This is a genomic window from Eubacterium sp. F2, from assembly GCF_046244355.1.
Classification (GTDB): domain Bacteria; phylum Bacillota; class Clostridia; order Peptostreptococcales; family Anaerovoracaceae; genus Aminicella.
The window spans coordinates 1,472,257-1,491,113 of record NZ_CP176393.1; the positions used below are offsets into that span (position 1 = coordinate 1,472,257).

Consider the following 18,857-nt stretch of genomic DNA (forward strand, 5'->3'; position numbering starts at 1 on the left):
GCATTGAATTTAAGAAATAAAAACGGACTTCTGATCGTCATCATCCTTGCGGCGATGGTCATTAGCCGCATGCTGGACGGAGGGTTCAGCGATGCAAGATCCTGGCTGGTGGAAGAAATCCTGACCCTGCCGGGCATCGTCATCGGCCTGTCCTTTCATGAATTCGGCCACGCCTGGATGAGCGATAAACTTGGCGATCCGACACCGAGAGCGCAGGGCAGGCTGACTCTGAATCCGCTGGCCCATACCGACTGGTTCGGATTCATCTGCCTGATCTTCGCAGGCTTCGGATGGGGAATTCCGGTTCAGATCAATCCGAGATACTATAAACATCCGAGAAGAGATGAATTTCTGGTGTCCATTGCCGGAGTCGTCATGAACTTCATCACCGCCTGTGTTTTTGCGCTGATCATGCGCTTCATGATTCATTCCGGCGTTGTGCTGACGACCATGTCATCATCCGGCGTCACACTGGCCCAGATCCTTCTGGACATTCTCCGCTATATCGTTGTGGTCAACGTCAGTCTGATGGTGTTCAACCTGCTTCCGGTTCCGCCGCTTGACGGATTCGGGATCATCACCCAGATCTTCAATCTGAGAAAGTACAGCTGGTACTATCCGCTCTACAGAAGCGGATTCTGGATTCTGATGCTGCTGATTATGTTCAATGTCGTCAACATTGTGCTGAATCCTGCAGTCAGCGGAATCTTAAATCTGATCAGCAAGACCATTCTTGCATAGAAATTCATTGCGGGCGCCGCGGAGACAGGATTCCGGGCGTCCGTTTTTCACATGAGGAGGCATGGAAATGGGAAAAGGCAGAGATTTTATTACATCGTTCGGTTATCCGATTGCAGATAATGAAAGTGATTTCCGGAGATCCCTGAACGATTCCCTGCAGAAAACAGAGGCGGATGAAGTGATTCGTCTCTTAAACAGCCGCGCCGACCAGAATGAGCAGGAGTCAATCGACCATGAAGCGTTTTACCGGAGCAAGAACGCAAATCTTCCCCGGAGTCTCGCCATTTCCATCGGCTTTGAAGGAGATCTTCTGATCCGGACCTGCGACTGGATCAGCGCACATCCGCAGTATATCGGCAGAACCATTCTGGACCAGGGCTGTGATATCGGCCTGCTCTCCTTATTTATGGCAAAAAACTTCCCGGACAAGGAGATTACGGGAATCGATACCTGCAGTGAGGCCATCCTGCTTGCATCGCAGCTGAAAGACCGTCTGGGCCTTGAAAACATACAGTTTTATACGGCAGAAGACTGGGAGAAGAAAACAGGACGGGGAAAAGGGAAAAAATCCTCTGAAGCGCTGCAGTATGAGACAGTCTTTTCCTCCCGGACACTGCAGGAAAACCTGGACAGCAGACGCATTTCCGGCCTTGCTTTTTCACCTTTTGTCGAAAAGGTCAGAAAAAAAGAGAAGCTGTTCGTCCCTTATGCGAGGGTTCTGCATGGGCGCTGCGCGGAAAACGGAGGTCTTCTGTCCATTGAACGGCTGAATCAGCCCAGTGCGAGAGCAGCCTATATCAATGCCATGAAAAGAGCGGGATTCGACAGTGCTGCGGAAATCGGTGCCCTGGACGCGCGGGATCTGGACCAGCACGAGCGGCTGGGCATATTCTGCGCGGAGAAGACGCAGGACGGCAGGGATAAGAAAAAACAGTATGACGCGACGGATCTCGCCAGTCTCATGCTTCAGGAGCTTCCTCCGGAGCTGCCGGAATATCAGGGAGAAGACGCAGATGTCATCCTGGCGGCTGAACAGGCAGAACTGATCGAGGGAGCCTATCTCTTTCAGGAACGCCATGTAATCGGCAAAATGGCGCTGTATTCCTCCGGAACCGATGAGGAGAGCCTCTGGTACTATCAGGGAGTCTGGACAGGCGAGAGGGGAATTGCGCGCTATCCTCTGCAGATGAAAAGGGCGGCTCTGGAAAACCTCAGACTGCAGCTGAAGTCCATCCAGCAGTCCGGTTACACCGTCCGCTCATTTACCCAGAAGAAGGATGGCCGGGAGCTCGTCCTCAGAGACCCGAGAAGAAAATAGCTGTATACATGTTGGAAGCTGCATAATTGTTCATGCAATTGTGTTAAAATCATATCTGGTGCTTTCTGACAGGATCTGGCGGCTTCTGCATCATGCCGCAGGATCAGACAGAATATCTGAATAACGGAGGGAGAGAAGTTATGACAACAATCAGGGAAGAATATAACAGAAAGCTGGTGTCCGCCGATGAAGCGGTAAAATGCGTTCAGGACGGAGACTGGCTGGACTACGGTCAGGCAGTTTCATTTCCGAACGATCTGGACGCGGCTCTGGCAAAACGCGCCGGCGAGCTGCACGATGTCAAAATCCGCAGCGCGATCACGATGCGGCCGATAAAATCCATTGAAGCCGACAAGGACGGAACATCATTCACACTGAATCTCTGGCACTGTTCAGGCATCGACAGAAAATACATCGCGCAGGGCAGAGCCTTCCATCAGCCGATGCTGTTCAGAGACTGCGGCTCCTATTATGACAAAGGATACGCGCCGGTAAATATTGCCATGATCACGGTATCTGAGATGGATCAGTACGGCAATTTCAGCTACGGACTGTCCAACTGCGTAAGCCAGTCCCTGCTGGACGCGGCAGATACAATCATCCTGGAAGAAAATCCGACCATGCCTTTTGTCTACGGTATGGAGCGCGACCACATCAATATCCGTGACGTGGATTACGTTGTCCGCAGTACGACAGACGTCGCCACACTTCCGCCTCCGAAAGCCTCTGAGACGGATAAAAAAATCGCGGAGAATCTTTTCCCTTACCTGCATGACGGCATGACTCTGCAGCTGGGAATCGGCGGAACCCCGAACGCCCTTGGCTCCCTGATCGCAAAATCCGATCTGAAAGACCTGGGCATGCACACCGAACTGATGAGCGACGGCTACCTGGACCTGTACAAGGCCGGAAAGATCACGAATAAGAAGAAAGAACTGCACAGAGGAAAGGGCGTCTTCTCCGTCTGCAACGGATCCCGTGAACTGTACGACTTCCTGGATCACAATATTGACATTATTTCCGCACCGATGGACTACGTAAACAGTTTTGCCACCATCACAAAAATGGACAATTTCATTTCCATCAACGGCTGCATTGCGGTGGACCTCTATGGCCAGGTCAGCTCCGAATCCGTCGGAACAAGGCAGATCAGCGGCACCGGCGGGCAGCTGGACTTTGTCAGCGGCGCATACCGCTCCAATGGCGGCGGCTCCTTCCTGACGCTGCATTCCACCTTCACCGATAAGAATGGAAACGTACACTCCAACATCAAGCCGAAATTCACCGGCGGAGACATCATCACGACCCCGCGCACACAGGCCGACCACATCGTAACCGAATACGGTGTCGCAGGCCTCATCGGCCGCACCACCTGGGAACGCGCAGAAGCACTGATTTCCATTGCCCATCCGGCAGTCAGAGACGAACTGATCGCAGAGGCAGAGAAACAGGGAATCTGGAGACGTTCCAACAAGCGCTAGGTTTTTCCACCGGACAAAATAAAAACTACAAGAAAAAATTTTGAACAGGATACGGAAATCTTACCGGAGTATGATACCGTTCCGGAATCCAGTCAGGAAATGGGCGGTTTGAAAAATCGTGTGTTTCCAGTAAATCCGCGCGTCTGACCAGTGATTCAGACGCGCGGAACATTCATCTGCCAATTTTTAAATGTAAATTTTTTACAAGTTTAAAGAAAGACTTGCATTAAGAGTATGTGCGTGTTATTATAATTAGGCGTTCTGATTTTGGAGCGAGTAAATGAGGCCAAGTAGTTCAGTTGGTTAGAATGCCAGCCTGTCACGCTGGAGGTCACCGGTTCGAACCCGGTCTTGGTCGCCAATATATGCTGGCGTGGCTCAACGGTAGAGCAGCTGATTTGTAATCAGCAGGTTGAGGGTTCGATTCCCCCCGCCAGCTCCATTCAAACTTATTTGAACGTAGAATTATAAATATCGAGGGATGCCCGAGTGGCTAAAGGGGGCGGACTGTAAATCCGTTAGCTTAGCTTACGATGGTTCGAATCCATCTCCCTCGACTTTTGCGGAAGTGGCTCAGGGGTAGAGCACCGCCTTGCCAAGGCGGGGGTCGCGAGTTCGAATCTCGTCTTCCGCTCCAATAAATATGCGGATGTAGTTCAATGGTAGAACCTCAGCCTTCCAAGCTGATGGCGTGAGTTCGATTCTCATCATCCGCTCCATATGCTCAGATAGCTCAGTCGGTAGAGCAAAGGACTGAAAATCCTTGTGTCACTGGTTCGATTCCAGTTCTGAGCACTTTCACACAGCCCTCTGGAGCTTTGCGCCCAGGGGGCTGCGCTTTTATCTGCAGAAATATCCGGGCGCTGGATCTGCTTGAAAGACGGGCGGAGGTAGAAAATATTTGTCAGTCTTTTACCCGGACCATAGGGTTTTTGAAAAGAACAGGAAGCCAACACGAAGTGAAACTGTTCGAACGTTAGAATTCCAATCCATATAGCGGTCGTATGGAGAATTTCGTTCGATATAAGCAATTTAATTCAAATATTAAAAGCGTCAATTATTTACCCGGTTGAGATAAACAATTGACGCTTTATTATTGTCTGTCCGTTAGACGACAACAAGGTTCCCGGGCACCCACCCGACGCTTCAGCGTCGTGGAAGGGTGGGGTTCTTATTATTCGTTATCAGGAAATTACCCTCTGCTGTTGTGATCTGCTGCAGTTCAGCTTAACCCAGTATTTTCACAGCCGCCCGGGCAGCCGCCGCGGCATCATCCGTGTAGCCGTCAGCGCCGATTTCATCGCAGTATTCCTGGGTAACCGGAGCGCCGCCAATCAGGATCTTAACCTGATTGCGGATTCCCCTGCGGTCTGCTTCTTCCACAACGTGTTTCATTTCCGGCATACTGGTCGTCAGAAGCGCGGAGCAGGCGATCATATCCGCTTCTTTATCAATCGCCGTCTGCACAAAGGTCTCAGCGGAGATATCGGTGCCCAGATCGATGACTTCCAGTCCGCTTCCTTCCATCATGATTTTTACCAGATTTTTTCCGATATCATGAAGGTCACCCTTGACCGTGCCCAGAATGACGCGTCCCTTAGGCTCTGCTCCCGTGTCCTGAACCAGGTGCGGTTTCAGAATATCCGTAGATGCGACCATGCAGCGTGCGGCCATGATCATCTCCGGGACAAATACCTTATTTGCAGAGAAGGCTTCTCCGACCGCATTCATCCCCGCAATCAGACCCTCGTTCAGAATATCTTCCGGAGAAACACCAGCATCCAGAGCCTTTTTTGTCAGCGACACTACCTTTGCCTTGCGTCCTTTCTGAAGCGCCTGAGAAATGAGCGCCGTAAGGCTGCTGTCCGAAGATGCCGCTTCTGCAGGATTTCCAGCTGCCGGAGTGTCATCTGCAGGAATGCCGGCTGCGGCTTTTCCAGCGCCCTGCGCTGCCAGACTGCCGGAGGCAGAGACGGCAGCTGTGCCAGAGGCAGAAGCCGCGTTTTCCGTCAGCCCGGCCAGCCCCTTGCTGCTGCCCGTGGCAGCTGATTTTTGTCTGCGGACAGGAGCGGTATAGAAGCGCGGAAGGTGTATTTCCTCGTTGTATCTCTGAATTTCGCTGTCGATCACCGGATCTACGTGCGGGAAGACGGTGCCCGGGACGCCGTAGGTGATGCAGGGAATGAAGTGGCCGTAAGGACAGTCCTGATTCAGCACACGGCGTACATAAGACCGGATCTCCTCTTCCTCAGCATCCGCGCGGTCGATGGCGGCGCCGATTCCGCCCATCAGCACCAGCCGGCCGTTCATATGATCCAGAACTTCCGGGATATTGTTTTCCGGGAGCGCACCCTGCCAGACCTGAATGCCGATTTCCGCCATATCGTCCAGAATCGGGACCAGGTAGGAATCGGAGTGGTGGATGGCGATGACGCCGCGGGAGCGGATGTAGCCGTAGAAGCGCTCGTACGGCTCTTTAAAGAACTCCCTCCACATTTCTGGCCGGAAAAACAGCGCATCCTTGGCGCCCCAGTCATCGTGGGAAAGAATGGCATCCGGATGCAGACCGTCGATCAGCTCCTTGACGTACTGCAGGCGGTATTCCGTGATGGTTTCAATCAGATCGTGCATTTCATCCGGGTATTCGTAAAGATAGGCCAGGACGTCCGCGAAGGGAATCAGGAAATGGCACTGCTCAAAAATTCCTGTTCCCATGAAGCCGGTAAGCAGTTTTTCATGATCCGGGTCAGCGGCATGGGCTTTTGCGCGGCATTCTTCCCATCCGGTCTGGACATTGGCGTGGATGTCCGGAACGTGGACGTAGTCGCGCCAGTGCGTAATATCCTTGATCACCTTGGTCTCGTCTGTGACGTGCGGCATTGCGCCCGGCGCGTCCTCCGGCCAGTCGATGACCGTTCCCCAGCGGTCCCGGCTCGTCACGCCTCTTTTGCGGTTTCCTCTGAGATAGGCGTTAATCGGGTCGTAAAGAACCAGGTTGATCGCTTCATACTGGTCCAGCACGCGGTCAGGCTGTCCGTCTTTCTTCAGCAGCTGCAGAAAATTTTCTCTTGGTGTCATCATGATTCAGATTTCCTTTGTCTTATCGTAATTCGTAGTAGTGAACAGAATGCAGGCCGTGTAGGTCATCGTTTTTTCCCCGTAACTGTACTTCATGCCGGACTGCTCCAGCACGTCCGTAATCAGAAGTCCGTATGCTTCCATGGACGGATATGCGCGGTCCGGATGGCGGCAGGGCCGATCCGGGTAAGTACAGCGGCGGCAAAGGGTACACGTGCCAGAGCCCATGGGCAGGATGTCCCCGGCAGTTATTTTTGCCTGGCGGATGAGGGTGTCGAAGCGTTTTTTGTGGGTCCTTTCCAGATCCTTCATGGCCTCAAAATCGAAGGGATCCTTCAGCTTTCCTGTAGACTGGACCAGAATGCCTTCCTGATAGCGGGAAGCGCGTCTGCGGATATTTTCCAGGCTTCCGCAGGCCGGAGGACAGGTCCATCTGGTGTTCCAGGCGCTGCAGCGGTTATCTTCGCACATCCTGCGGACTTCTTCGCGGAAAAGAAGTGCGTTCCTGTTCAGTTTTCCGACATGATCAAACCCGATTTCCCGTGCGAGCTGCTCCAACCTGTCTCCGATCATCCGTTTCCTCCTGTGCTTGACAATTATTCTTTATCTTGTGTAAGATAAACATATTATACCCCATAAAAATTGTATAGAATAGATAGAAATAGCAGTTGAATATTTGGAATTTTGTTTCCGGCGGAAAGTCTTGCGCCGGAGGAGTGGAAATCGGAAAAGGAATCGCTAATGATTGAAGTCAGAATCCTGCAGAAGGGGCAGGAAAAAATACTGGAGACAGAAGCAGGAGAGAATCTTCTCCGGCTTCTTCAGAAAAATAAAATATTTATTCCGGCCGCCTGCGGCGGAAACGGGACTTGCGGGAAATGCCGTGTGGAGATTATCCGGGGGGAAGAGAATTCTGAAAAAGAATCGGTTCTGGCCTGCCGAACCCGGGTAGAAGAGAATATGACCGTGATGATGAAAGCCTGGTCGGAAGAGGATATTCTTACGGAGGGTGCTGAAAATCCTGCCGGGAGCGGTTCCCGGGAGGCGGGCGGATGCACAGGGGATACGGCCGGTCAGGAGGGATCCATGCAGAAGAATCTCCGTCAGGAGGCAGCCGGACGAGACCTGCCGGAAAGGCGCTATTCTGCGGCGATGGATCTGGGAACCACAACGATTGCTGCGGCTCTGGTCAGAAAGGACGATGACGAAAAGTCAGCTGTCATCTGCCGCCGGGGATCCTGGAACCGGCAGGCGGCCTATGGCGCCGATGTTATTTCCAGAATCCAGTATATTATCGAACATTCTGACGACGGACTCGGTGTTTTGATGGATACCGCACGGGAGCAGATCCGAGACATGATCCTGGACATGTGCAGAGAGAGCCGGGTTAACGCATCGCAGATAGACGATCTGTATATTGCGGGAAATACAATCATGCAGCACATCTTCTTTGGGATTTCTCCAGTCTCCATCGCGTCGGCGCCGTTTACACCGGAAACCCTGTTCCTGGAAGATGAATCGCCTAATTACGATGAACTAAAAGAGCCGTTTCCGGCTGCATGGAAAGAAGTTTTTCCATCCATGAAGGTAAACGGTGCGCCATGCGCGGCCGGTTATGTGGGTGGAGATATTCTGTCAGGCCTTTCTGCCTGCGGGATTTCTGAGGAAGAAGGCAGCAGCCTCTTCCTGGATATCGGTACCAACGGAGAAATGGCGATCGGTGGAAAAAACGGTCTTCTCTGCTGCGCCGTGGCTTCCGGTCCGGCCTTTGAAGGTGCGCAGATCGAGTGCGGCATGACGGCCTCCGCGGGAGCGGTGTCTCAGGTCTCCCTGAAAGACGGGACACTGGATCTCCGCGTGATCGGCGGAGGGGAGCCTTCAGGGATCTGCGGCTCCGGACTCATTGATCTTCTTGCGGTCCTGCTCGAGTGCGGGGCTGTGGACGAGAGCGGGTACTTTTTGTCCCCAGAAGAGGCGGAAGAAGAGGCAGACCCTGTGATAGTCCCTTACCTTCAGGAAGATGAGGACGGAAATGGAATGATCATCCTCAATAAGGAAAAGAATGTGCGGTTTACGGCCCAGGATGTCCGGAAGCTGCAGCTGGCCAAGGCGGCGGTCGCGGCAGGAATTGAGGTTCTGATGAAGGAGGCCGGCGTGCAGGCGGAAGAAATTTCGCATCTGTATCTGGCCGGCGGCTTCGGAAAACATGTAAATCTGAAGAGTGCGGCGCGGATCGGGATGTTCCCGGAGGCGCTGGCGGACAAGGCCGTGTATCTGGGGAATGCGTCTCTTCTGGGCATGGAGAAGGCGTGTGCGGACTGCAGAGCGTATGAGAACATGCAGAAAATCACAAGGCAGTGCAGATATCTGGAGCTGTCTGGAAATGCGGTGTTTAACGATGCCTATATCGGACTGATGATGTTCGGTGAAGAAACAGACGAGGAGGAATAATTTATGGAAGTCTACTTTCCTTTAATTCTGGACGGAGCGACAGGAACGCAGCTCCAGGAGCGTGGGTATGATGGATCGGTTTGTGCGGAGCAGTGGGTGCTGGAACACCCGGAGGCGATCATTGATCTTCAGACAAAATATATTGCGTCAGGGTCTGACGTGATTTATGCGCCGACCTTCGGCGCGAACCGGGTAAAGCTGGAAGAAAACGGGATTTTCAACAAGACGGAGGAATATAACCGGAAGCTGGTCGGACTGTCGAGAAAAGCGGTGCAGGAAGCCGGGGCGGAAGGGCGTGTCCTGGTTGCAGGCGACATTGCGCCGACCGGGAAATTCCTGGCCCCGATGGGAGATGCGCGTTTTGAGGATCTGTATGATATCTATTATGAACAGGCATCTGCACAGGAAGAGGCCGGTGTGGATATGTTTGTGATTGAGACGATGATGACGGTGTCCGACGCCCGGGCGGCACTTCTTGCGGTAAAGGCGGTCAGCGACAAGCCGGTTCTGGTTTCTTTTACCTGTGATGAAAAAGGAAAAACCGTTACGGGATCGGATATTGCCGCGGTTCTGGATATTTTCCAGGGCATGGGTGCGGATATTTTCGGCATGAACTGTTCCGTAGGGCCGGAAGACATGCTGAAGCAGATGAAGCGTCTTCATGGATACGCGCAGATTCCGCTGTCTGCAAAGGCGAATGCGGGTATGCCGAAAACTGTTGACGGAAAATCAGTCTATGACTATCCGCCTGAGCGCTTTGCTGCAGTGCAGTATGCCTTTGCCAATGCGGGCGTCTGCTGCTTCGGCGGATGCTGCGGAACGGGGCCGGAACATATCCGTGCCATGAAGAAGGCTTCTGAAGCATTTAAACTGACGCCTCCGGACCCGGAAAAACTGCGCGGCCGGCTGCCGCTGGCGACGGAAAAAGAAGTTTTCCCGCTTCCGGCGGACCTGCAGATTCCTGAGGCACTTTCCTGTAATGCGGATCTTGCCGCGGCGCTGGAAGAAGCAGAGGAAACAGAAGATACTGTTGTTGCTGTAAAGATCCAGGGACCGGAAGAACTGGACGATTTTGCCGATGCCCAGTATGCAGTGAAGAAACCGCTCTGCATACTCACGGAGGATGAAGAAACTCTGGAGGGAGCACTCCGAGAGTATCAGGGAAGGGCAATGTATGAAGGAAATCTTCCGGAGAAGGTCCTTTCCCGCATGGCGGAGAAATACGGACTGGTTTATTAACGGTCAGAATCATACGGAACACCGTTGCAAGAAGAACGGAAACAATCTTCTGCAGCGGTGTTTTTCTGCGGGGAAGAACAGCCGGTCAGAGGAAGGCTGCCGGTCTGATGCTGTGGCAGGAGCCAGCTTTACACCGGATGCCGTTCGCGCCGGTCAGGAAATACCGGCGGCCGCTGCCTCTCCTCCTGCTCCGGGTGCAGAATTTCCGGCGGATGGCTGCGGGCGGCAGCTCCGGACTTCAGGGAAAAACATCGTTTATACATTAAAATGTATAATATGCATACTCATCCTCCCGATAAAAATTTACGGATGTAAAATTATATGCACGGTAACCTGATATTGTAAACTTCTGTTCGCGATTTCCGCCTTCTTTTTCAACATCATCGAAATGCCTTGATTCAGGCGGTCCTGAGCCTTTTCCACATGGACAATTAAAATCGTATACAATTTCTTAAACAGGAAGTTGTGGATTGATGTAAATGGACTTATCGTTGAAATTTCAATATTATGTACGGAAAGTTCAGATTGTCAATAGAAAGTTATCCACATTTTTCTGCATGTGCATAAATCAAGTTTGTTCGTTTGGTAAACAGATGGATAAATGTGGAGAAACTGTTTTCGCTATTGGGTTTCGGGAAGAGGATTCTCATTTTCCACTGTAAAAGTTTCCACAGTGATTTGTTCTCAATCCCAGAAAGCAAATTCTGAAAAGTTGCAAGAATATACGCCGTGTATGCATAATCCAGCCAGCGGCGGAGGAAGTTATGCACGGAAGTTATCCGCAGCAACTAGGTATAGTTGGTGATGAAAATTCGGCAACAAGATCTGGTGGGTGGTGAGGATAAACAGGATTTACACTTGTCTGCAGCTTTTGTCCGGAATGAAAAAGTGGTTTTCCACACAAAATCGTGGAAGAGATCGGGAATGTTCGTAACTGACTGAGCGATATTCTGGATGATTTCCGAGAGTTGATGATATAATGTTCTGGAGTATAGAAAATTATCTGCAGCTGTGTGAGGCGGCAGGCAGTTTCTGACAGAAATGAAACATCAATTTGGAGGAAATGAATATGCGAAAATTAGTAGGGGTTCTGGATTTTGCGACGGAAGAGGAGAAGGATATGATCCGGAAAACCGCGGAGGAGTGCGGTTTCTCGGTTGAGCTGTATGATCTGCCGGAGGAAGCGGATGGAAAAGTCTCTGACTGTGAAGTTCTGCTCTGCCGCACGCCGCAGCTGATTCCGCAGGCAAAGGCGGCAAAATGGATCGCCAGCACGAATGCCGGTGTGGATCCGTATCTGAAGCCGGGCGTGATGACCGATGACAGCCAGATTCTGACCAACAGCGCAGGTGCCTATGGGGTGACGATTTCTGAGCACATCATCATGGTTACTCTGATGCTGCTGAAGCGCCTTCCAGAGTATCAGAAATATATGGAAAAGAAAGAATGGAAGGGCGGACTGAAGATCCGCTCGATCAAAGGAAGCCGCGTGACGATTCTCGGGACCGGGGATATCGGAAAAGAGACGGCTGCGAGAATGGCTGCCATGGGAGCCAGTGAGATCACCGGACTGAACCACAGCGGCCATCCGGCGGGAGAGCATTTTACCCGCGTTGATTCCAGCAGCCAGATTGACCGTTATCTTCCGGAGACAGACATTCTGATCTGCTGCGTTCCGGACACCCCGGAAACGAGAGGCCTGATTGGAGAAAAACAGCTTCAGGAACTTCCGGAAACGGCCTGCCTGATCAATGTAGGCAGAGGAAGCCTGATCGACCAGGAGGCCCTGGTGAAGGCGCTGAACAGCGGAGCCATTGCCGGTGCTGCGCTGGACGTTATGACGCCGGAGCCGCTTCCGGAAAATGATCCGCTCTGGAATGCGGAAAACTGCATTCTGACCCCGCATATTTCCGGAAATATGACGCTGGGATATACGGCATACCGCTGCATTGAGCTTTTCTGCGACAATCTGAGACGCTATGCGGCAGGAGAGCCGATGCACAATATTGTAGACCGGACACGCGGATATTAATGGCTGTATCGGAATCCGGGAAGGAATCCTGCGTCTGATTTGATTCAGCGGTCATTCATACATGAAATACTGCAATAAAAACCGCCTGTCCACAGTGCCATATCGGACACTGTGAGCAGGCAGTTTTTTGTTTTTCCTCGGGTTCAGGCTGCATGCAGCGCCAGCTTCTGCTAGAAGAAGGTTGGCGTCATGCTCCAGATGGAGATGCAGGGTTTGTCAGAACGATTCAGGTATTTATGCGGTTCTGTGGACTTGAAGGTGATGCTGTCTCCTTCGTTCAGAATAATTTCCTGATCGCGGATACGCACAATCAGCTCGCCTTCCAGGACAACGCCGCATTCTTCGCCTTCGTGGGAAACCAGGTCCACAGAGTCCTTCTCGATGCTCTGCCCCGGCTGAATACAGACTTTGCACATGTCCAGCGTGCGGGTCGGATCGGAAGGGGTGTAGAGTGTGTACTCAGTATGGCCCTTGTCCGTAATCAGCCTGCGCTGGGAGCCTTTTTTCAGTACGTGATGTGCCGGCGCCTCTGCTTCTTCAAAGAAGTAGGAAATACTGGTCTCCAGAGCCTGAGAAAGCCGCCAAAGTGTTACTACCGACGGAACTACCTTGTCATGCTCAATCTGGCTGATCAGGCCGGTGCTGACCTGGGAAGCCTCGGAAAGTGCAGCAATGCTCATCTTCCTTTTTCCACGGAGCTTTTTCAGGCGGGATCCGACCTGGATGTTTTCGATATCTTTTCCTTCTTTCATTTGTTTTGGAGTCCTTCCTTCTGCTGCATTCTGCGGATACGTTTTCTCTGTGGACAAAAAATAACTGCAGAGGAAACACGGACGGCTGCCCCGATAACCGCCCCCGCAGTGATGCACAGTACAGTGATATTCACATGATTATCGTATGTCTTTCCGGGTTCAGCGTTCCTCGAGGGCAAGGCGTACAGCGTGGAAAGCGCCGTGGATGCCGGCCTCATTTTTCAGTTCCGCAGTCCGGATGACTGCATCTCTGGATGCGTGGAAACAGTTCTTTAAGAACGATTCTTTAATCGGCTGAAGAATAATTTCTCCTGCTTCAGAAATTCCGCCTCCGATCAGGAAGGCGTCCGGATCAACAACTCCGGAGATGTAAGCCAGAGCCCTTCCGATCATTTCTCCCGCATATCTTGCGGCATCCATGCCGAAGGGATCCCCTTCCTTTGCGGCATCCAGAACATCCTTTGCGGTCAGGTCCGGAAGATGGCGGAGAAGCGAAGGGGTATCTGACAGCTTCATCTGTTTTTCCGCGCGGCGGACGATTCCGCCTGCAGCCGCGTACTGCTCCAGACATCCGCGCTTTCCGCATCCACAGTATTCCTTTTCTGAAGTGTTCATCAGGAAGTGTCCGATTTCACCGGCTCCGCCGAATGCGCCTTCCCGCAGATGGCCGTTCAGAATAATCCCGCAGCCGATTCCAGTACCGAGTGTGACCAGGACGATGTCCCGGTAGTCCTTTCCCGCGCCGTCGTAATATTCACCCAGCGCGGCGGCATTGGCGTCGTTCAGCGCCTGAATGTACACATTGCCGAAGCCTTTCTGAGCCAGCAGACTGCCTAACTGTTCCCGGAGATCAATAACGCCCCATCCCAGGTTTACACAGCGGTTGATGACTTTTCCGCCAATGACCGGACCGGGAACACCGGCGCCGATTCCGCCCAGAGAAGACAGGGGAAGCTGAAGATAGTGAAAGGTCTTTTCGGTTTCCTCCGCAATCTGCGTCAGAATGAAATCACCGCTGTTTTCCAGCATGGTTTCCGTTTTCCACTGGTAAACACATTCTCCTTTATCCGTGAAAAGACCGAATTTTATAAATGTCCCGCCGAGATCGACGGCAAGAATATAGGGATGTCTCATGGTTTCTGCCCTCATAAATTCCGGTGTCCGAGAGCGTGTTCAGAATGGCTCTCGTCAGGATTGTATTTTGCTTTTTCAGTTTATTCCTGCATAATCCATTATACGCTGATTTGCAGTGGACTTCTACCGGAATATAGAGGAAAAAAGATGCTTCTGCGTCATGCAGATCATGTTTTTTTTACTGTCTGGCGCAGCCGGCGTGTGGTTTGTAGATACATAAATCCTCCGATATCATAAATGAATTGCCATTTATACACAAAAAATCTAATAAAAACTATTGACGCCCAACAAAATCAGGGGTATAGTAAGTGCATAAATTAAATATAACACAGCGTTGATTGAGAAAAGTAGCGTTGAAAGCCGGTTACAGTGATGGAAGGATAGTGAGAACTTCTGACGCAGGCGCTTCGTGAAGAACACTCAGGAGCTTTGAACAGAACGTCATTTATCAGTTCTCCGACATCAGTAAGGAGAATGAGGACGGATGATCAGTAAGGGATACGAGTTGTGATCGTTATTTCACACGGGTTTGATAGAACTCAGAAAGGGATCATGCGTACAGCGTATGATAAATTAGGTGGCACCGCGGATAGCAGCTATTCGTCCTAACGTTTTAGGACGAGCTGCATGTGATATCCGGAGGTGTTTTTATTATGTGTTCAATTATCGGTTTTGAGAAAAAGACTTACAGCCCAGAAGAGATTCAGCCGTTCTTCCAGAGAACCAAATCCAGAGGTCCTGACATGACGCGTTTCATGGAGACGCCGTCCGGATACCTGGGATTCCACAGACTTGCGATTATGGGTCTGGATGAATCCGGCATGCAGCCATTCACATTGGGATCTGACTCCATCGTGTGCAACGGCGAAATTTACGGCTGGAGAAAGCTTAAGAAAAAACTCGATTCAAAATATCATTTTGTCAGCGAAAGCGACTGTGAAATCCTTCTCCCGCTTTACAACGAACTGGGAACAGACATGTTCAGAGAGCTCGGTTCCGAGTTCGCGCTGATTCTGTATGACGGACGTCAGGATAAACTGATCGCCGCCAGAGATCCAATCGGAATCCGTCCTTTATATTACGGCTATGACAAGATGGGCGGCATCGTATTTGCCAGCGAGGCGAAGAACCTGGAAGGCATGTGCGAGCGCATCAAGCCGTTCCCGCCGGGACATTACTACAAGGACGGAGAATTCCATTCCTACTTAGAAATTACACATGTAACATCCGTGGTTAAGGACGACCTCGATTCCGTCTGCGAGCAGATCAGAGCCAAGCTCATCCATTCTGTAGAAGAAAGACTGGACGCAGACGCACCGCTGGGATTCCTCCTTTCCGGAGGACTGGACTCCAGTCTGGTCTGCGCAATCAGCGCCAAGCTCCTGGGACGCAAGATCAGAACCTTTGCCATCGGCATGGAAAGCGACCCGATCGACCTGAAGTACGCGCAGGAAGCTGCCGACTTCATCGGTGCAGATCACACATCCTTCTACATGTCCAGAGAAGACGTCCTGGACGCACTTCCGGAAGTCATCAAGCTTCTGGGAACCTGGGACATCACCACCATCAGAGCCAGCCTCGGCATGTACCTCTGCTGCAAGAAGATTCACGAAACAACAGATGTCAGAGTTCTGATGACCGGAGAAATTTCCGATGAGCTGTTCGGATATAAATATACGGACTTCGCTCCGTCACCGGAAGCCTTCCAGCAGGAATCCGTAAAGCGTGTTCACGAACTTCATATGTATGACGTTCTCCGTGCAGACCGCTGCGTTTCTGTAAACTCACTGGAGGCCAGAGTGCCATTCGGCGATACTGACTTTGTCCAGTACGTTTTGTCCATCGATCCGGACATGAAGATGAACCACTATAAGATGGGTAAATATCTGCTCCGCCATGCATTCGAGAAGGATCACATCCTGCCGGACGACATTCTGTGGAGACAGAAAGCCGCATTCTCCGATGCAGTCGGCCATTCCATGGTTGACGATCTGAAAGAGTACGCCGAGCAGTGCTACACCGACGACGAGTTCCGCCGCCTGAGCAGCAGATATACCTACTGCCGTCCGTTTACCAAGGAAAGCCTGCTCTACCGTGAGATCTTCGAGAAATACTACCCGGGACAGGCACAGATGATCCAGGATTACTGGATGCCGAACCGTTCATGGGAAGGCTGCAACGTCGATGATCCGTCCGCGAGAGTACTCAGCAACTACGGAGCAAGCGGTAAATAGGGACAAAAGCAGAAAAGCAAGAATATAACAGGCTGACGGAAACAGGGAAGCCGCCGGCCCGGAAAGGATAAAGACAGACATTGTCCATCAGAAAATCGGGAAAGGGTACAGAGAAATGATAAGTAGAAACAGAACAGGAGGGAATAGTTTTCCGCATCCTCCCTGAGGACGCAGAAACAATCCGCTGAAACATCTCAGTAAAACCATTTCAATTATTGTATAAAGGAATACAGGAGACCAACCTTATGGAAAAAGATCTTGAAAAGATGCCGGAACTGTTCGGTTCCATGGTATTTAACGAGGAAACAATGAAAGAAGAGCTTTCCGAGGCTTCCTTTACGGCCTGGAAAGAGTGCGTAACTGAGGGAAAGACACTGGACCTGGCAACGGCCAATGAAATCGCCGAGGCCATGAAACAGTGGGCAGTTTCCAAGGGGGCTACACATTTCACCCACTGGTTCCAGCCGATGACAGGCGCTACTGCAGAGAAGCATGACAGCTTTATCCGTCCGACAGGCGGCGGAAAGATCATCATGGAGTTCTCCGGAAAAGAACTGGTCAAGGGCGAGCCGGATGCTTCTTCCTTCCCTTCAGGAGGACTGAGAAGCACATTTGAAGCCAGAGGATATACAGCATGGGACCCGACTTCCTTCGCATTCGTCAAGGAAGATTCCTTGTACATTCCGACTATTTTCTGCTCTTATTCTGGAGAAGCGCTGGATAAGAAGATGCCGCTGCTGCGTTCCATGGAAGTAGTCAGCAATTCCGCAGTCCGCATCCTGCGTCTGTTCGGAGACACAGAGACGAAGCGCGTGACCGCACAGGTAGGACCGGAGCAGGAGTACTTCCTTGTTGACAAAAAGCTGTACAACCAGAGAGAGGACCTGCGTCTTGCCGGACGCACACTGTTCGGAGCAAAGCCGCCGCGCGGGCAGGAGATGGAGGATCATTACTTTGGAATGATCAAGCCGAGAGTTTCTGCCTTCATGGAAGACCTGGACAGAGAGCTCTGGAAAGTCGGTGTCCTCTCCAAGACCAAGCATAACGAGGTTGCGCCGGCTCAGCATGAGATGGCGCCGATCTACAGCGATGCCAATACAGCATGTGACCACAACCAGCTGGCTATGGAGCTGATGAAGAAGGTTGCAGACCGTCACGGATTCGTCTGCCTGATTCACGAGAAGCCATATGAGTACGTTAATGGTTCCGGTAAGCATGACAACTGGTCACTGTCCACCGATTCCGGCGAGAACCTGTTCAAGCCGGGCAAGACGCCGAGCAAGAATGCCCGTTTCCTCTTGTTCCTTGCAGCTTTTGTCAAGGGCGTAGATGAGTATCAGGACTTCCTGAGAGCAACGGTTGCTTCTGCCGGAAACGATCACCGTCTGGGCGCTCAGGAGGCACCACCGGCAGTTATGTCCATCTTCCTCGGAGACGATCTGACGGCTGTAGTCGACGCACTGATCAACGATGACAAGAGCTATCACGACAGTAAGAAGAAGACACTGGAAATCGGCGTTGATGTCCTTCCGGAAATCCGTCAGGACAACACCGACAGAAACCGTACATCTCCAATGGCATTCACCGGAAACAAGTTCGAGTTCCGTATGCTGGGATCTTCCCAGTCCATTTCCGGACCGAACATCGTTCTGAATACCATGATGGCAGACGAGCTGGATCAGTTTGCTGACGAACTGGAGAAGGCGGACGACTTCAAGAAGGCTCTGTCTTCCCTGATCAAGCGTGTATTCACGGAGCATAAGAGAATCATCTTCAATGGAAACGGTTACACCGACGAGTGGATTGAAGAGGCTGAGAAGAGAGGTCTTGCTAACCTGAAGTCCTCCGCAGAGGCTCTGCCGGCATATGTTTCCGAGAAGAACGAGGCCCTGATGATCCGCCACGGAATTTACACGAAGGAAGAGATGGATGCCAGAGGAGCTGTTCACATGGAGAACTACGCAGCCGTTCTGAATATCGAGGGAAGAACCATGGTCGACATGTCAAAGAAGCAGATTCTGCCTGCAGTTTCCGCTTATGCCGCTAAGGTTGCGAAGAGAGCTGAGCTGAAGAAGGGCGCCGGTGCATCTGCATCCTACGAGTCCACGCTGGTTAAGGATCTGGGCGATCTGACCGACAAGCTGGCAGATAAGACTTCCGCACTGGAAAAGACACTGGATTCCGCTCCGGAAGGAGATAAGGAAGCCATGTTCTACTTCCACGATTCCGTACTTCCTGCAATGGCAGAAGTCCGCGAATACGCAGACCAGCTGGAAGTTCTGACAGACAAGGAGGCATGGCCGTTCCCGACCTATTCCGACCTGCTGTTCAGCGAGCGTTAATAGAAGAAAGATCTTTATATAAGGGATACATCTCAGGTGTTTCCTGACAGAGAAG

The 18,857-nt window shown here is 51.7% G+C and carries 12 protein-coding genes and 6 tRNA genes; 14 read left to right on the forward strand and 4 right to left on the reverse strand.

From position 1 onward, the window contains the following. Positions 1-3: 3 nt before the first annotated feature. From ACI77B_RS06200 to ACI77B_RS06240, 9 genes are all read left to right on the forward strand, one after another. Positions 4-741, forward strand: coding sequence for a site-2 protease family protein (locus ACI77B_RS06200; RefSeq protein ID WP_409336026.1), 738 nt, complete (start codon positions 4-6; stop codon positions 739-741). Positions 742-808: 67 nt separating this feature from the next. After that, entirely contained in the window at positions 809-2,059 is a 1,251-nt protein-coding gene (locus ACI77B_RS06205) for a methyltransferase domain-containing protein (RefSeq protein WP_409336027.1), read from the forward strand. A gap of 140 nt (positions 2,060-2,199) precedes the next feature. Further along, positions 2,200-3,540: an acetyl-CoA hydrolase/transferase family protein gene (locus tag ACI77B_RS06210; protein ID WP_409336028.1), complete on the forward strand. Its 1,341-nt coding sequence runs from the start codon at positions 2,200-2,202 to the stop codon at positions 3,538-3,540. Positions 3,541-3,824: 284 nt separating this feature from the next. Continuing rightward, positions 3,825-3,901: transfer RNA gene (locus ACI77B_RS06215), tRNA-Asp, on the forward strand. A 6-nt stretch (positions 3,902-3,907) separates the two neighbouring features. Next, positions 3,908-3,982 (forward strand) — tRNA-Thr (locus tag ACI77B_RS06220). 33 nt (positions 3,983-4,015) lie between these two features. After that, positions 4,016-4,097, forward strand: a tRNA-Tyr gene (locus tag ACI77B_RS06225). Between the two features lie 5 nt (positions 4,098-4,102). After that, positions 4,103-4,177, forward strand: a tRNA-Gly gene (locus ACI77B_RS06230). 8 nt (positions 4,178-4,185) lie between these two features. Then, a tRNA-Gly gene (locus ACI77B_RS06235) sits at positions 4,186-4,259 on the forward strand. Positions 4,260-4,262: 3 nt separating this feature from the next. Beyond that, a tRNA-Phe gene (locus ACI77B_RS06240) sits at positions 4,263-4,335 on the forward strand. A gap of 432 nt (positions 4,336-4,767) precedes the next feature. Here the strand turns inward: ACI77B_RS06240 and ACI77B_RS06245 are convergent. Both ACI77B_RS06245 and ACI77B_RS06250 read right to left on the reverse strand, forming a co-directional pair. After that, the gene (locus ACI77B_RS06245; RefSeq protein ID WP_409336029.1) at positions 4,768-6,621 is read right to left on the reverse strand and encodes a cobalamin-dependent protein; all 1,854 of its coding nucleotides are present in this window, start codon (positions 6,619-6,621) and stop codon (positions 4,768-4,770) included. A gap of 3 nt (positions 6,622-6,624) precedes the next feature. Continuing rightward, the gene (locus tag ACI77B_RS06250; protein WP_409336030.1) at positions 6,625-7,191 is read right to left on the reverse strand and encodes a DUF2284 domain-containing protein; all 567 of its coding nucleotides are present in this window, start codon (positions 7,189-7,191) and stop codon (positions 6,625-6,627) included. A gap of 168 nt (positions 7,192-7,359) precedes the next feature. Here ACI77B_RS06250 and ACI77B_RS06255 point away from each other — a divergent pair, with 168 nt between their 5' ends. From ACI77B_RS06255 to ACI77B_RS06265, 3 genes are all read left to right on the forward strand, one after another. Further along, the gene (locus ACI77B_RS06255) at positions 7,360-9,069 is read left to right on the forward strand and encodes an ASKHA domain-containing protein (protein ID WP_409336031.1); all 1,710 of its coding nucleotides are present in this window, start codon (positions 7,360-7,362) and stop codon (positions 9,067-9,069) included. 3 nt (positions 9,070-9,072) lie between these two features. Beyond that, positions 9,073-10,308, forward strand: coding sequence for a homocysteine S-methyltransferase family protein (locus ACI77B_RS06260; RefSeq protein WP_409336032.1), 1,236 nt, complete (start codon positions 9,073-9,075; stop codon positions 10,306-10,308). A gap of 1,069 nt (positions 10,309-11,377) precedes the next feature. Then, positions 11,378-12,340, forward strand: a complete 963-nt coding sequence (locus tag ACI77B_RS06265) for a D-2-hydroxyacid dehydrogenase (protein ID WP_409336033.1) — start codon at positions 11,378-11,380, stop codon at positions 12,338-12,340. 170 nt (positions 12,341-12,510) lie between these two features. Here the strand turns inward: ACI77B_RS06265 and ACI77B_RS06270 are convergent, their stop codons facing one another. Together ACI77B_RS06270 and ACI77B_RS06275 are read right to left on the reverse strand one after the other, a co-directional pair. Continuing rightward, positions 12,511-13,092: a cupin domain-containing protein gene (locus ACI77B_RS06270; RefSeq protein ID WP_409336034.1), complete on the reverse strand. Its 582-nt coding sequence runs from the start codon at positions 13,090-13,092 to the stop codon at positions 12,511-12,513. Between the two features lie 159 nt (positions 13,093-13,251). Next, a complete protein-coding gene (locus tag ACI77B_RS06275; protein WP_409336035.1) occupies positions 13,252-14,226 on the reverse strand; it encodes an ROK family protein in 975 nt (324 codons plus the stop codon). A 653-nt stretch (positions 14,227-14,879) separates the two neighbouring features. On the opposite strand from ACI77B_RS06275, the gene asnB reads away from it, so the two are divergent. Both asnB and ACI77B_RS06285 read left to right on the forward strand, forming a co-directional pair. Next, entirely contained in the window at positions 14,880-16,460 is a 1,581-nt protein-coding gene (asnB, locus tag ACI77B_RS06280; protein ID WP_409336036.1) for an asparagine synthase B, read from the forward strand. Positions 16,461-16,705: 245 nt separating this feature from the next. Further along, positions 16,706-18,802 (forward strand): glutamine synthetase III, encoded by a 2,097-nt coding sequence (locus tag ACI77B_RS06285; RefSeq protein WP_409336037.1) that lies wholly within the window; start codon positions 16,706-16,708, stop codon positions 18,800-18,802. Positions 18,803-18,857 lie beyond the last annotated feature (55 nt).

Coding starts and splice junctions, on each gene's coding strand:
- ACI77B_RS06205 (WP_409336027.1), top strand. CDS start 809: ATGGGAAAAGGCAGAGATTTTATTACATCGTTCGGTTATCCGATTGCA.
- ACI77B_RS06210 (WP_409336028.1), top strand. CDS start 2,200: ATGACAACAATCAGGGAAGAATATAACAGAAAGCTGGTGTCCGCCGAT.
- ACI77B_RS06245 (WP_409336029.1), bottom strand. CDS start 6,621: ATGATGACACCAAGAGAAAATTTTCTGCAGCTGCTGAAGAAAGACGGA.
- ACI77B_RS06250 (WP_409336030.1), bottom strand. CDS start 7,191: ATGATCGGAGACAGGTTGGAGCAGCTCGCACGGGAAATCGGGTTTGAT.
- ACI77B_RS06255 (WP_409336031.1), top strand. CDS start 7,360: ATGATTGAAGTCAGAATCCTGCAGAAGGGGCAGGAAAAAATACTGGAG.
- ACI77B_RS06260 (WP_409336032.1), top strand. CDS start 9,073: ATGGAAGTCTACTTTCCTTTAATTCTGGACGGAGCGACAGGAACGCAG.
- ACI77B_RS06265 (WP_409336033.1), top strand. CDS start 11,378: ATGCGAAAATTAGTAGGGGTTCTGGATTTTGCGACGGAAGAGGAGAAG.
- ACI77B_RS06270 (WP_409336034.1), bottom strand. CDS start 13,092: ATGAAAGAAGGAAAAGATATCGAAAACATCCAGGTCGGATCCCGCCTG.
- ACI77B_RS06275 (WP_409336035.1), bottom strand. CDS start 14,226: ATGAGACATCCCTATATTCTTGCCGTCGATCTCGGCGGGACATTTATA.
- asnB (WP_409336036.1), top strand. CDS start 14,880: ATGTGTTCAATTATCGGTTTTGAGAAAAAGACTTACAGCCCAGAAGAG.
- ACI77B_RS06285 (WP_409336037.1), top strand. CDS start 16,706: ATGGAAAAAGATCTTGAAAAGATGCCGGAACTGTTCGGTTCCATGGTA.